General features: G+C 53.6%; 13 protein-coding genes. 6 read left to right on the forward strand and 7 right to left on the reverse strand.

Annotated features, from left to right (window positions below):
- Positions 1–24 precede the first annotated feature (24 nt).
- The 6 genes from PMI41_RS21925 to fabD form a co-directional block, all read right to left on the reverse strand.
- Positions 25–912 carry a YicC/YloC family endoribonuclease gene (locus tag PMI41_RS21925; protein ID WP_008128523.1) on the reverse strand — a complete coding sequence of 296 codons (888 nt, stop codon included), beginning with the start codon at positions 910–912 and terminating at the stop codon, positions 25–27.
- Positions 913–943: 31 nt separating this feature from the next.
- Complete coding sequence (mltG, locus tag PMI41_RS21930; protein ID WP_008128525.1) at positions 944–2,149, reverse strand: endolytic transglycosylase MltG; 1,206 nt, start codon at positions 2,147–2,149, stop codon at positions 944–946.
- Between the two features lie 179 nt (positions 2,150–2,328).
- Positions 2,329–3,591 carry a beta-ketoacyl-ACP synthase II gene (gene fabF / locus PMI41_RS21935; protein WP_008128527.1) on the reverse strand — a complete coding sequence of 421 codons (1,263 nt, stop codon included), beginning with the start codon at positions 3,589–3,591 and terminating at the stop codon, positions 2,329–2,331.
- 108 nt (positions 3,592–3,699) lie between these two features.
- A complete protein-coding gene (locus PMI41_RS21940) occupies positions 3,700–3,936 on the reverse strand; it encodes an acyl carrier protein (protein ID WP_008128530.1) in 237 nt (78 codons plus the stop codon).
- Between the two features lie 289 nt (positions 3,937–4,225).
- The gene (gene fabG / locus PMI41_RS21945) at positions 4,226–4,963 is read right to left on the reverse strand and encodes a 3-oxoacyl-[acyl-carrier-protein] reductase (protein ID WP_008128533.1); all 738 of its coding nucleotides are present in this window, start codon (positions 4,961–4,963) and stop codon (positions 4,226–4,228) included.
- Between the two features lie 26 nt (positions 4,964–4,989).
- The gene (gene fabD / locus PMI41_RS21950; RefSeq protein ID WP_008128535.1) at positions 4,990–5,934 is read right to left on the reverse strand and encodes an ACP S-malonyltransferase; all 945 of its coding nucleotides are present in this window, start codon (positions 5,932–5,934) and stop codon (positions 4,990–4,992) included.
- 393 nt (positions 5,935–6,327) lie between these two features.
- On the opposite strand from fabD, the gene rpsF reads away from it, so the two are divergent.
- From rpsF to PMI41_RS21975, 5 genes are all read left to right on the forward strand, one after another.
- Positions 6,328–6,753, forward strand: coding sequence for a 30S ribosomal protein S6 (rpsF, locus tag PMI41_RS21955; protein WP_008128537.1), 426 nt, complete (start codon positions 6,328–6,330; stop codon positions 6,751–6,753).
- The gene (gene rpsR / locus PMI41_RS21960) at positions 6,753–7,001 is read left to right on the forward strand and encodes a 30S ribosomal protein S18 (protein WP_008128538.1); all 249 of its coding nucleotides are present in this window, start codon (positions 6,753–6,755) and stop codon (positions 6,999–7,001) included. Before rpsF ends, rpsR begins: the two co-directional genes overlap by 1 nt.
- Before the next feature lie 155 nt (positions 7,002–7,156).
- Positions 7,157–8,128, forward strand: a complete 972-nt coding sequence (locus PMI41_RS21965) for a DUF2232 domain-containing protein (RefSeq protein WP_008128540.1) — start codon at positions 7,157–7,159, stop codon at positions 8,126–8,128.
- 26 nt (positions 8,129–8,154) lie between these two features.
- Complete coding sequence (rplI, locus tag PMI41_RS21970; RefSeq protein ID WP_008128542.1) at positions 8,155–8,724, forward strand: 50S ribosomal protein L9; 570 nt, start codon at positions 8,155–8,157, stop codon at positions 8,722–8,724.
- Positions 8,725–8,912: 188 nt separating this feature from the next.
- A complete protein-coding gene (locus PMI41_RS21975; RefSeq protein ID WP_008128544.1) occupies positions 8,913–10,193 on the forward strand; it encodes a cyclopropane-fatty-acyl-phospholipid synthase family protein in 1,281 nt (426 codons plus the stop codon).
- A 44-nt stretch (positions 10,194–10,237) separates the two neighbouring features.
- Here PMI41_RS21975 and PMI41_RS21980 read toward each other — a convergent pair whose 3' ends face one another.
- Positions 10,238–11,176, reverse strand: coding sequence for an IS110 family transposase (locus PMI41_RS21980; RefSeq protein ID WP_008128545.1), 939 nt, complete (start codon positions 11,174–11,176; stop codon positions 10,238–10,240).
- Positions 11,177–11,682: 506 nt separating this feature from the next.
- Here PMI41_RS21980 and PMI41_RS21985 point away from each other — a divergent pair.
- Complete coding sequence (locus PMI41_RS21985; protein WP_008128546.1) at positions 11,683–13,176, forward strand: replicative DNA helicase; 1,494 nt, start codon at positions 11,683–11,685, stop codon at positions 13,174–13,176.
- The last annotated feature ends 4 nt before the right edge of the window (positions 13,177–13,180 follow it).

Genomic DNA, 13,180 nt, shown 5'->3' on the forward strand with positions numbered 1-13,180 from the left:
GTCTTTTGATAGCGTTGAGCATATCTACTCCAAATTCTGTATCTGCTCGCGCAATTGATCCACAACCGCCTTCAGGTCAAGCCCTATGGTTGTGATCGATGCCGCGTTTGCCTTTGAGCAAAGTGTATTCGCTTCCCGGTTAAATTCCTGTGTCAGAAAATCGAGCTTGCGTCCGACGCCATTTCCATCGGCTAACAAGGCCCTCGCCGACGCCACATGCATCTCAAGGCGATCAAGCTCTTCCTGAATATCCGCCTTTGTTGCGAGAAAGGCGGCTTCCATATGCAGGCGTGATTCATCAAGTACTGGTGCGGCATCCAACAACAAAGCGACCTGTGCGGAAAGCCTGCTTTTTACGGCACCAATGGACCGGCTAGGATCGAGCTTTGCCTGTTCGACCAGTATTTCAACCGTGGAAACCTGCAACTTCAGTATTTCGCCGAGTACGCTTCCCTCTGCACGGCGATTTTCTGCAAGCTGCACCAGCGTTTCTTCGAGGACAGCCAGAGCAAAATCGTCAAGTTGCGCTTGTTCTTCGGCGGTCACGGCTTCCTGCGGCAACTCAAGCACCCCCCGCAATGCCATCAACCCCTCAGGCGTCGACGGAGCGAGATTGAATTCATCACGCAAGCGTCCGGCGATAGATGCCAGCTCCTCCAGCAATGGTCGATTCACAACAGGCTTTGCCACGCCTTCGGTCTTGTCGACAGTCAGAGCAGCCTGAAAATTACCGCGCTTGAAATGTTGGCCAAAAAGCGCACGCGCCTTCTGATCAATTGCTTCAAAACCCGATGGGAGCCGGAACCGTACATCCAGCCCCTTTCCGTTTACGGACTTGATTTCCCACGAAATCTGGACTCCGGAATACACTCGGAGGTGACGGGCAAATCCCGTCATGCTCTGCAATGACATATGCCCCCCTTACGCCGGCGCTGGTAGCCGATTAGTTTGCGACACCATTTTCAACAGGCACGGCGTTCTTATCGCCAGTGGCTGCTTTGGCCGCTTCATCAAGCCTGTTTTTTTCGACTTCGCGCCAGCGTTTCACGTTCTCATTATGCTCTTCAAGCGTTGCAGCAAAAACGTGTCCACCAGTACCATCGGCGACAAAATACAGATCTTTCGTCTGTGATGGATGCGCTACGGCTTCAAGAGCGTCACGACCGGGATTGGCGATAGGACCAGGCGGGAGACCATTGATCGTATAGGTATTGTAAGGTGTCGGCTTCTCAATGTCGGACTTGAGAATTGAACGGTCAGCGGGACGGCCCTTACCACCGAAAAGGCCATAGAGGATCGTCGGGTCCGATTGCAGCCGCATACGCTTGTTGAGGCGATTGATGAAAACGGACGCAACACGTGGACGCTCGTCGGCTTTGCCTGTCTCTTTTTCAACAATTGATGCAAGCGTCACAAATTCTTCAATCGTTTTCAAAGGCACCGCCGGATCGCGGCGCTCCCAGATATCTTCCACCAGCTTCTTCTGGTCCGCCTGCATTTTCTTTACGAGTTCTTCACGGGTTGTACCGCGCGAGAAGCGCATCGTATTGGCGAAAAGCGAACCCTCACTTGGCTGAACGGACGGAAGATTGCCGGTCAGGACATCATCTTCGCTGAGGCGCTGGAATATCTGCTCGACAGTTAGGCCCTCGGGTACGGTAAGGGAATGCAGAACCGATTTGCCGCTCCGCAGCAGCTCCATGATTTCGCGCATGGATGCCTGCGCCTTTATCTCGTACTCACCAGCCTTCATATCGCCCTGATAGCCGTAAGCCTGCACGCCATATTTGAACACGCGCGCATCCGAGATAATACCGCGACGCTCAAGGCCATCGGCAATTTCAACGATGCCTGAACCACTCTTGACAACATAATTGGTTGTAACGTCTGTCGGGCCAGCCTCGTTAAACTCCACCTTGCCAAAATATACGACAGCCGCGGCAGCAAGCACCACCAAAACCACCAGTGACAGCATGAAGTTTGCAAAAACGACGATCTGGCTGCGTGCGCGGCGGGAGCGGCGCTTGGGTGCGGGAGGTGGCGTGCCGGGTTCCGGACGCAAGGCTTCGGATGCCGATTGCGGAACAATGGGCTTGCGCTCCGGTGCACCGGAACTGTTTGTCTCTCCAGATTGCTGATCTGAACTCACGCAAGCACCTCGGGACATATTATCGGTTATTTTGCCGCGCACCCCCGGTGAACACTAGAGAAGCGGCAACTTTGCAAATGGCGCTATAGCCCAGCTCAAATCAAAGATGATTCAGGCACTATGCGCTAAAATCGACTGTAATATGGCGAAGGCATCAGGTGCTTTCGCCATATCTCCAATCACTGTTGATAACGCCGCAAGACAAGCGATGCGTTAGTCCCGCCAAACCCGAAGGAGTTCGACAGAGCAATATCAATCTTGCGTTCGCGCGCCTTGTGCGGAACGAGATCGATTTTCGTTTCAACGGACGGATTGTCCAGATTGAGCGTTGGTGGCGCAATGTTGTCGCGGATTGCCAAAGCACAAAAGATTGCCTCGGTTGAACCGGCAGCGCCAAGCAAATGGCCAATTGACGATTTTGTGGACGACATCGAGATTTTCGATGCGGAGTCGCCAACGACCCGTTCTACTGCACCCAGCTCAATCGTATCGGCCATTGTCGATGTGCCGTGCGAATTGATGTAGTCGACGTCAGCAGGGGTGATGCCTGCGCGCTTGAGAGCCATTTCCATGGAGCGCTGTGCACCCTCACCGCTCTCGGAAGGCGCGGTGATGTGATAGGCATCACCGGAAAGACCATAGCCAATAACTTCTGCGTAAATCTTGGCACCGCGAGCCAGCGCGTGGTCCAGTTCCTCGAGCACAACAATACCGGCGCCCTCGCCCATGACAAACCCATCACGGTCTCTGTCATATGGCCGCGAAGCCGCAGTAGGATCATCATTCCGTTCAGTGGAAAGCGCCTTGCAAGCGGCAAAACCGGCAAGCGAGATTCGGCTGACAGGTGATTCAGTACCACCTGCAACCATCAGGTCCGCATCACCAAAAGCAATCAGACGAGCCGCATCACCAATGGCGTGTGCGCCTGTCGAGCAAGCGGTAACCACAGAATGGTTTGGACCGCGTAGCTTGTGCTTGATCGAAACCTGGCCAGACGCCAGATTGATCAGACGACCCGGAATGAAGAAGGGAGAAATACGGCGTGGACCTTTGTCGCGCAGCGTATAACCAGCCTCGACAATGCCTTCCAGACCGCCAATACCCGAACCGATAAGAACGCCCGTGCGGATTTGATCTTCGTCGCTTTCCGGTGCCCATTTGGCATCGGCCAGCGCCTGATCGGCAGCTGCAACAGCATAAATAATAAATGGATCAACCTTGCGCTGGTCCTTTGGCTCCATCCATTCATCAGGATTGAATGTGCCATCTGTGCCGTCACCGACCGGAATGCGGCAGGCGATCTTGCAGGGCAAATCTTCGACATCGAATTCAGTAACGCGACGGGCGCCGCTCTGGCCGGCCAAAAGCCGTGACCAAGTGAGCTCAACACCGGATGCGAGAGGAGAAACCAGCCCAAGGCCGGTTATGACAACGCGCCTCATGGCCGATCCTTAATTATCATATGCGACATGGTTGTATCCCTTGAACGCATGAATGAGAAAGGCTTTACGCCGTTTCTGTCACTCATGCGCTGCCAGGCATAACAAAAATCAGGCTTGTGCTTTGTCGATGAACTTGACGGCATCGCCGACAGTCAAAATCGTTTCAGCAGCATCATCCGGAATTTCAACGCCGAATTCTTCTTCAAAAGCCATCACGAGCTCGACAGTATCAAGGCTGTCTGCGCCCAGATCGTCGATGAAGCTCGCACCATCGGTGACTTTCTCGGCATCAACGCCCAGATGTTCAATAACGATTTTCTTGACGCGTTCTGCAGTATCACTCATGTGGAAACCTCAACCTGTTTGTTTTTCCCTATGCCTTGGTTAGCGGCACGGATGACTCTAATCAAGCAATAAGATGGTAATTCAGTGCTGTTTAACAGCTAAAACACCAACCCCTGCGGCTTATTCCTTGCGGAATTTCTTGGGCATCTAATCGATTTGGCAAATCGCTTCAATGCCACAACTGGTGCGCGACTTATCACGCTTTATTCTTGGCCTCAATCTCATAAATGTGATTGGGACAGTTACTCCATCCAATAGCTGGCCACGCAGCGGTGCCCAGTCTGGCTGGTCAGATCATTGCCATGCCACCATTTACATGGATTGTCTGGCCCGTCACATAGGCAGCTTCGTTGCTGGCGAGATAGACGACTGACGATGCGATCTCGTCGCCTGTGCCCATCCGGCGCATGGGAATGGCTGACATGATGCCCTCCTTCTGCTTCTCGTTGAGCTTGTCCGTCATGGCTGATTCGATGAAACCTGGAGCAACGCAGTTCACAGTAACATTGCGGCTGGCGATTTCCTGCGCAAGCGACTTGGAGAAGCCGATCAAACCGGCTTTTGACGCAACGTAGTTTGTCTGGCCGGGATTTCCGGTAACACCGACAATGGATGTAATGTTGATAATGCGGCCAAAACGGCGGCGCATCATCGGGTGTGTCAACTCACGAGTAAGGCGGAATACGGCGGTCAGATTGACCTCCAGAACATTATCCCAATCTGCGTCGCTCATGCGGACAAACAGACCATCCTTGGTAATACCGGCATTATTGACGAGGATTTCAACGCCTTCCAGATCAGCTTCCGCTTTTTCACCCAATGCCTTGACTTCATCGCGGCTGGAAAGATTTGCCGGGAAAATCTTCACGCGATCGCCAAGTTCGGTAGCCAGTGCCTCCAGCTTTTCAACGCGCGTGCCATGCAAACCAACGATTGCGCCTTGGGCGTGCAGTGCGCGTGCAATAGCTTCACCAATACCACCAGTTGCGCCCGTAATAAGAGCCTTGCGGCCAGTAAGGTCAAACATTGCCCATTCCTTTATTCCAGTGTTTATCAAGCATTCAGAGCGACTAAAGCCGCATCGATATCTTCCGGCGTCCCAACAGCTACACCGGAAATGTCTTTATTGATACGGCGTGCAAGCCCGGTGAGCACCTTCCCTGCGCCAATTTCATAAAGTGTCGTTACACCATTGGCACCGAACCATTCAACCGTTTCACGCCAGCGAACCTGTCCGGTCACCTGCTCTACAAGCAAGTTGGCAATTTCTTCGGCAGATGTCACAGGCGCAGCCCGTACATTGGCAATCAGCGGAACGATCGGATCGTGCTTTGCAACGGTTGCAAGGGCATCGCGCATCGCATCGGCAGCAGGTGCCATCAAAGCCGAGTGAAACGGTGCAGACACCGGCAGCATGATTGCGCGCTTGGCACCCTTGGCGGAGGTCAGCGCTGCTGCCGCTTCTACGGAAGCCTTCGCTCCGGAAATGACCAGCTGGCCGCCGCCATTATCATTGGCAATCTGCACAGGACCGTGGGCAGATGCCTCGGCGCACACCGCTGCGACATCCGCATGTTCAAGCCCGATGATCGCTGCCATAGCGCCCTGACCTGCAGGAACAGCCTTCTGCATCGCATTGCCGCGAATACGCAAAAGCCTTGCTGTATCGGCAAGCGAGAATGTACCGGCAGCACAAAGTGCGGAATATTCGCCGAGCGAATGACCTGCGACGAAAGAAACCTTGTCTTTAAGGGATACGCCTTTGGACTCCAGCACGCGAATGACCGCGATGGACACGGCCATCAATGCGGGCTGCGCATTGGCGGTGAGTGTCAATGTTTCCTCCGGGCCCTCCCAGATAATGGAAGACAGCTTTTCGCCCAGAGCCTCATCCACCTCATTGAAGACAGCCTTCGCTTCCGCGAAATTATCGGCTAGCGCCTTGCCCATACCGACTGCCTGACTTCCCTGTCCGGGAAAGGTGAATGCTATAGACATGGAAATGCCTCCAAATGAAACCTGGCTCAATAGTGCCGCGCGGTGTGCCTATCAGCAAGCGCGAAGTCAAGCTTTGATGCGGTTCCGAAACTCTGGAAGCCACATTTCTACTTAGCTAAAGCGAGAAAAATGCCCTAATATCAGGAAACTCGCGCCGCCGGGTTGCTTCTTGCGCCTTTTGCCCGTATAGAGCGCCCGTTCATTGCTCGGCGTCAGCTGGGGGCTGAACGGAGGGCCGGATTTCGATCCGTCGGAGCGAAAAGCTTCAGCCTCCCGTGTCTCCTCTCTCGATCGTCTCCATACGCGTCCTTTCTTCGCCGTTCAACGGCCTGAGAGATTCGCAGAGGTTCATCCGTTGGCCCGGGCAATACTAACGAAGAAAGGCAAAGACAAATGGCTCTTTATGAACATGTGTTCCTTGCTCGACAGGACATTTCGCAGCAGCAGGTCGATGCGCTTGTAGAACAGTACAAGGGTATCATCGAGACCAATGGCGGCACAGTCGGGCGTATCGAAAGCTGGGGGCTCCGCGCTCTCACATATCGCATCAACAAGAACCGCAAGGCGTATTACTCGCTTCTGAACATCACTGCTCCTGCAGCAGCTGTTGCAGAACTTGAGCGCCAGCAGCGCATCAATGAAGACGTCCTGCGTTTCATGACGATCCGCGTTGAAGAGCACGAGGAAGGCCAGTCGGCCATGCTCGCTCGCCGTGACGATCGCCGCGATCGTGACGACAACAAGTTCGGTGGCCGTGATGACGACCGCCCGCGTCGCCCACGCCGTCCACGTGACGAAGCCGGTGAAGGAGCAGAATAATGGTTGATATCAATCAGATCCCGACCCGCCGTCCGTTCCATCGTCGTCGCAAGACCTGCCCGTTCTCGGGTGCGAATGCTCCGAAGATCGACTACAAGGACGTAAAGCTCCTGTCGCGCTACATTTCAGAGCGTGGCAAGATCGTTCCTTCGCGTATTACAGCTGTTAGCCAGAAGAAGCAGCGCGAACTCGCTCAGGCGATCAAGCGTGCACGTTTCCTCGGCCTTCTGCCATACGTTGTGAAGTAATATTGATTGAAGGCGGCAATCTGATTGCCGCCTTCGTCTCCAATTGAAATACACCTGCCGCGATGGGCGCGGATGTGGTGAGAAACAAAACCCAAGTTGAGGCAACGGTTTAAAAACCACCTCTAACTGCTTATGCAAGCAGGACAGCGAGCGAAATGTTACCTACAGCAAAAGATTTTGGCGTTGGAGTATTGGCGGGGCTTGCAGCCGCGCTGCTCTCGATTGGTGTTATCGCCCAGTCGACGCTCGCCATGGCATTGCTGCTGTTCTCTCCCCTTCCCATTTTTGTCGCAGCGCTCGGCTGGGGTACTGCTAGCGGTTTTATCGCAGCATTATCAATGGCAGTTATCGTGTCAGTTATTGCCGCACCAACAGCTGCGCTCGTTCTTGTTCTGATCATCGCCCTTCCTGCGGCAGCTGCGGCCTATTTTACAGGCCTTGCGCGCCCTGCCTCTGAAGTTGGCGGCCCAAGCGACGCCTATGTCTGGTACCCCCTTGCCGACACACTTTTGCGGCTGGCGCTGATTGTAGCAGCCGCTTTCATCGCGATTGGCATGCTGATTGGTTATGGCGATGAGTTTGCCGCGGCACTTATCAAATCCCTTGGTCAGCAGCTCACAGCTACCAACCCACAACTCGCGCCAAATGCAGAAGTTGCGCAGGGACTTGCTGAATTCGTTGTACGCGCACTCCCTGCAATACAGCCCGCTGTATGGGTCATTCTGATCGTTGCAAATCTGTACATGGCCCTGCGGCTGACGGCAGCTTCGGGCAAATTGCGCCGTCCGAAGGATGACTGGCCGCGTGCATTGCGCATGCCCCGGGCTGGTCTTTTTGTTTTTGCGATTGCATGTGCGGCATGCTTTTTGCCGGGCGGTCTTGGCTATGCTGCCACTGCGATTGCCGGAGCGCTTGGTGCGGGCTTCATGCTCTCAGGCTTTGCAATCCTCCATACCAGGACTCGCGGTGCACCCTGGCGGCCGGTTGCTCTATGGCTGGCCTACCTCGCGGTCATCATTTTCACATTCACACTTTTCTTCTTTCTTGTGGCCGGTTTGTTCGACACATCGCGTAGCGCCCCGGTCTCGAAGGCAGGAAATAATACTCCACGCAGCAATGACAATTGAAGACACTAACGAATAAGGAAACTCAAATGGACGTTATTCTACTAGAACGCATCGGCCGCCTCGGTCAGATGGGTGACACAGTCAAGGTCAAGGACGGCTTTGCTCGTAACTTCCTTCTGCCGCAGGGCAAGGCTCTTCGTGCCAACGAAGCCAACAAGAAGAAGTTCGAAGGCCAGCGCGCTCAGCTCGAAGCACGCAACCTCGAACGCAAGACAGAAGCTCAGGCAATTGCTGACAAGCTTGATGGCAAGTCATTCGTAGCAGTTCGTTCTGCCGGTGAAACCGGTCAGCTGTACGGTTCAGTTTCGACCCGCGACATTGCCGACCTGATCACAGCAGAAGGCTTCTCACTCAACCGTAACCAGGTTGAACTGAACACACCGATCAAGACAATCGGCCTGCACAAGATCGTTCTTTCGCTTCATCCTGAAGTTGAAGCAACAGTAACAATCAACATTGCACGTACTGCTGATGAAGCAGAGCGTCAGGTTAAGGGTGAAGATCTTACTTCTGCCGAAGCAATTTATGGCATTGAAGAAACTCCACTTTCGGACGAATTCTTTGATGAAGACGAAGACGGCGAAGAAAACGCCTAATTTAAAGAAGATACAAAGCACTCGAAAGAGTTGTTTTTGTTTATTAAAAGTACCCGGCAGCTATGCCGGGTATTTTTTTGCTTTTCAGATTAAAAAAATCAATTAGATTTATTGAGTCCCATGCCCGACCACGGCTCGTCTCCCGAGCCCCGCAATGGCCGAGCTCTATCGTCTGATGGAGATTGTTCATGAATGCACTTCTACGCGCCGCACTTTCGCGGATGATTCACACTGGAACTTTGAAAATAACTGACTCAGCCGGCAAAACCCGCACATTTGGTGACGGAACCGGCGAGGAATTCCACTTCCGTATCAATACTGCAGCAGCAGAACGTCGGATCGCGTTTGATCCCTCCCTGCATTTTGCTGAAGCCTATATGAACAGCGAGATCGATGTTCTGCAGGGGGATATCTACGATGTCCTGAAGTTGATCTTCGAAAATACAGGAGCTACAGCAGCCAAGGAACCTTGGATGCTTGCACTGGAAGGCATCCGCCGTGCCACGCGGCGTCTGCATCAGATGAACAATCTGACACGTGCCTCCAGCAATGTGCAGCGGCACTATGATCTTTCTGAAGATTTGTACCGGCTGTTCCTTGATACTGACATGCAGTATTCCTGCGCCTATTTCGAAAGGCCGGACGCAACGCTGGAGGAAGCGCAACTCGCCAAGAAACGCCATATAGCTGCAAAATTGCTGGTCGAGAAGGGTCACAAGACGCTCGATATCGGCTGCGGCTGGGGCGGAATGGGGCTCTATCTTGCGAGACATCTCGAAGCCAATGTCACAGGCGTTACCCTCTCCCAGGAACAGCACGGCATTGCCAACAAGCGCGCGTTCGAAGAAGGCCTTTCTTCACAGGCACAGTTCAACCTGCAGGATTACCGTACCATCAACGACAGTTTCGACCGGATCGTTTCGGTTGGAATGTTCGAACATGTTGGAATCGGTCACTTTTCCGAGTATTTCCAGCACACAGCCCGCCTGTTGAAGAAGGATGGCGTATTCCTGCTGCATTCCATCGGCCGTTCGGATGGACCTTCCTATACGAATGCGTTCATACAGAAATACATCTTCCCCGGTGGCTATATCCCTGCCCTGTCGGAAGTGCTTCCGCATATCGAAAAGGCTGGTCTTTACGTCACGGATATCGAGATCCTGCGTCTTCACTATGCCGATACACTGCGCATCTGGCGTGAGCGCTTCATGGCAAATCGCGACAGAGCAAAGGCGATCTACGATGAAAGATTCTGTCGCATGTGGGAATTCTATCTCGCGGCATCGGAATCAGCATTCCGCTGGCAGAACCTGATGGTGTTCCAGATTCAGTTGGCACATCGGCAGGAAGCTGTGCCGTTCACCCGAAACTATATTGAGCAGGAAGAAAAGCGGCTCAAGCGGCTGGAGTGCGAACGAAGCTCTGCAAACAGTCAGGTGAAAACGCAGGAATCAATTGCTGGAAGGTGATTAAATCCTACGTGTCTTGAGTGGAACCAACCATTTCTCCGTCATCAACTCTGTTGAAGACAGTTGTCTCTGATCCTTGCATTGAGGGTTACGATCATCTTGCGCATGACAGCTGCGAGAGCGAGGATTGGCTTTTTGCCAGCAGCGAGGAGACGTTTGTAGAAGGAAGCAAACTCTCCCCGTCCTTGTGCTGCCTGCATTGCGGGCATGAACAGGATTGTTCGAACCTCTGGTCGCCCACCGCGCATTCTGCGATATCCGAGGGTCTTTCCACTCTCTTTGGGATGGGGTGCCAGTCCGGCAAGTGCCGCAGCTTGTCTGCGGTGCATTTGCCCCAATTCCGGCAGGGTAGCGATAAGAGCTGCTGCGGTTGTTATGCCAATGCCTTTCATGGCGGTTACGACATCAGCCCTATGTCTGAGGGCCTCATCGGTATGCATCAATGTCTCGATTGCCTGATCAAGGTTTTTGATCTGCCGGTCGATAACGGCAATCATGGCCTTGAAGGTGACTGCAAGTTCGCGGTTGCCAGGTGCGCCTGCACGATTGCGCTCGGCCACCCGGATGGCCACCAGATCGGCACGGCGGCGTATAAAAGCCTTGAGCCTTGTCTGGCAAGGGTCGGGTGCCTGCCACAGGGTAAGGCATGCCCAACGCTCCAGTCCATAGGCGGATAGTTCGCGTGCGTCGATTGCGTCGCTCTTGCCCAGACGTCCACGGGAACGGATGAAGGCTTTGAGCTTGATCGTATCAACGCGATGCACGCAAAGGCCGGCCCGCAGACATTCCTTGAGCAGGATGGTTTCGTAGCCGCCAGTGGGCTCGCAGACGGCAAAGTCTGCATTGCATTGGCGCAGGAAGCGCCTGATGCTGGCTTGCTGGTTTGCAATGATGGTGGTGGTGGCTCCATCGCAAACGGTGATCGTGTCTTTGGAGATGTCGAAGCCAAAACAATGGCGAGGTGGATGATGCAAGAAAGCCATGCTGATGCTATCCTCTCAAAGTAGCTTCGGATTGTTTGCGGGCGTGACGAACAGCGGCCCCATCAACTCTCCAAGCGATGGCGGAATGCGGCAGGAAACCTTGATGACATCGGGTGTTGCCCAAACCTCGGGACGGTCGCTTGCCGCAGCGGCTGCGGGCTGTCAATGAGCCCGCAGCCGCACCAGCAAACTACATCATTTCAAACAAACAACCCTCGGGCTCTTGACCCGAGGATGACGGCGAGGCGAATTGTTGGCACAACCAACCTTATCCTCCTCGCCAAGTAATATTTTGTATTTTATTTTGCGACTCAGCTAGATTTTAACGATGAGTGTCAAGGTTGAACCTTGGTTGAGCGTTTTTATCACTGTGGATTGCAGTGCATAATTTAGCTGCATCGGATGTTCCAGCGATAATTATGCAAGTCGCATCACCCAATGTGAAACCTTGCATTGCATCCACGCTGACCTCATGGCCATAGTCTCTATGAACGGGAAAATATAAAATGGCTGAAGCTACGGTACGCAAGATCAACGAGGCGCAGGGCACGCTTTATCGTGAGGCCCCGAATAATATCGAGGCTGAACAGGCCTTGCTCGGAGCTATCCTCGTAAACAATGACGCGTTTTACCGAGTTTCCGACTTTCTGAAGCCAACGCATTTCAACGAACCGCTGCACAGGAAAATCTTCGACGTCGCTTCCGATATGATTCGGATGGGCAAGATGGCCAATCCTGTCACACTCAAGACATTCATGCCTGCCGATGCAAAGATCGGCGATATGACTGTCATGCAGTATCTCGCGCGTCTGGCTGCGGAAGCAGTAACGATTATCAATGCCGAAGATTATGGCCGCGCGATCTATGATCTGGCCACACGCCGCGCCCTGATTACAATCGGCGAAGACATGGTGAATATCGCCTATGACGCGCCGGTAGATGTCGCTCCGCAAGGCCAGATCGAAGATGCAGAACGGCGACTTTTCGAGCTTGCGGAAACCGGCCGCTATGATGGCGGCTTCCAGACATTTACCGATGCGGTCAAAAACGCCGTAGACATGGCCAACGCCGCATTTATGCGTGACGGCCATCTTTCCGGTGTTTCCACCGGCATTCGTGCTCTTGATGCCCGCATGGGTGGGTTGCAGCCATCGGATTTGATTGTACTTGCCGGACGCCCGGGCATGGGCAAAACATCACTTGCCACCAACATCGCCTTCAACATTGCCGCAGCCTATGAACCTGAACAATTGGCAGACGGTACGTTCAAAGCGAAGAATGGCGGCGTTGTCGGCTTCTTCTCGCTGGAAATGTCGTCCGAACAGCTGGCAACGCGTATTATTTCAGAGCAGTCGGAAATCAGTTCTTCGAAAATCCGACGCGGTGAAATCAGCGAGGCTGATTTTGAAAAGCTGGTTGCCTGTTCGCAGCATATGCAGCGCGTACCGCTTTATATCGATCAGACGGGTGGTATCTCCATTGCACAGTTGGCGGCCCGTGCCCGGCGATTGAAGCGTCAGCGTGGCCTTGATGTGATCGTCATCGACTATATTCAGCTGATGCAGGGATCATCCAAGCGCGCTTCGGAAAACCGCGTGCAGGAAATCACCGAAATCACCACCGGTTTGAAGGCTCTGGGCAAGGAGTTGAATACTCCAATCATCGCCCTCTCCCAGCTATCCCGTCAGGTGGAAAGCCGCGAAGACAAGCACCCGCAGCTCTCCGACTTGCGTGAATCAGGTTCTATCGAGCAGGACGCGGACGTCGTGCTGTTCGTGTACCGCGATGAATATTATATCAAGAACAAGGAACCGAAGGCCGGAACCGAAGAGCATTTTAAATGGCAGGCCGATTTGAACGAGGCAACCGGCAAGGCGGAAGTCATTGTCGCCAAACAGCGTCACGGTCCAACCGGAACTGTACGACTGGCTTTCCAGGCGGAATTCACGCGCTTTACCGATCTTGCCGAGGATTCACATATACCAGAACGTTTTGAGTAATAAT

The sequence above is a fragment of the Phyllobacterium sp. YR531 genome, from assembly GCF_000282595.1.
GTDB lineage: Bacteria > Pseudomonadota > Alphaproteobacteria > Rhizobiales > Rhizobiaceae > Phyllobacterium.

Bases quoted from the DNA above. Each gene is read 5' to 3' on its own strand.
- PMI41_RS21925 (WP_008128523.1), bottom strand. From the start codon at position 912: ATGTCATTGCAGAGCATGACGGGATTTGCCCGTCACCTCCGAGTGTAT.
- fabF (WP_008128527.1), bottom strand. From the start codon at position 3,591: ATGAGGCGCGTTGTCATAACCGGCCTTGGGCTGGTTTCTCCTCTCGCA.
- PMI41_RS21940 (WP_008128530.1), bottom strand. From the start codon at position 3,936: ATGAGTGATACTGCAGAACGCGTCAAGAAAATCGTTATTGAACATCTG.
- fabG (WP_008128533.1), bottom strand. From the start codon at position 4,963: ATGTTTGACCTTACTGGCCGCAAGGCTCTTATTACGGGCGCAACTGGT.
- fabD (WP_008128535.1), bottom strand. From the start codon at position 5,934: ATGTCTATAGCATTCACCTTTCCCGGACAGGGAAGTCAGGCAGTCGGT.
- rpsF (WP_008128537.1), top strand. From the start codon at position 6,328: ATGGCTCTTTATGAACATGTGTTCCTTGCTCGACAGGACATTTCGCAG.
- rpsR (WP_008128538.1), top strand. From the start codon at position 6,753: ATGGTTGATATCAATCAGATCCCGACCCGCCGTCCGTTCCATCGTCGT.
- PMI41_RS21965 (WP_008128540.1), top strand. From the start codon at position 7,157: ATGTTACCTACAGCAAAAGATTTTGGCGTTGGAGTATTGGCGGGGCTT.
- rplI (WP_008128542.1), top strand. From the start codon at position 8,155: ATGGACGTTATTCTACTAGAACGCATCGGCCGCCTCGGTCAGATGGGT.
- PMI41_RS21975 (WP_008128544.1), top strand. From the start codon at position 8,913: ATGAATGCACTTCTACGCGCCGCACTTTCGCGGATGATTCACACTGGA.
- PMI41_RS21980 (WP_008128545.1), bottom strand. From the start codon at position 11,176: ATGGCTTTCTTGCATCATCCACCTCGCCATTGTTTTGGCTTCGACATC.
- PMI41_RS21985 (WP_008128546.1), top strand. From the start codon at position 11,683: ATGGCTGAAGCTACGGTACGCAAGATCAACGAGGCGCAGGGCACGCTT.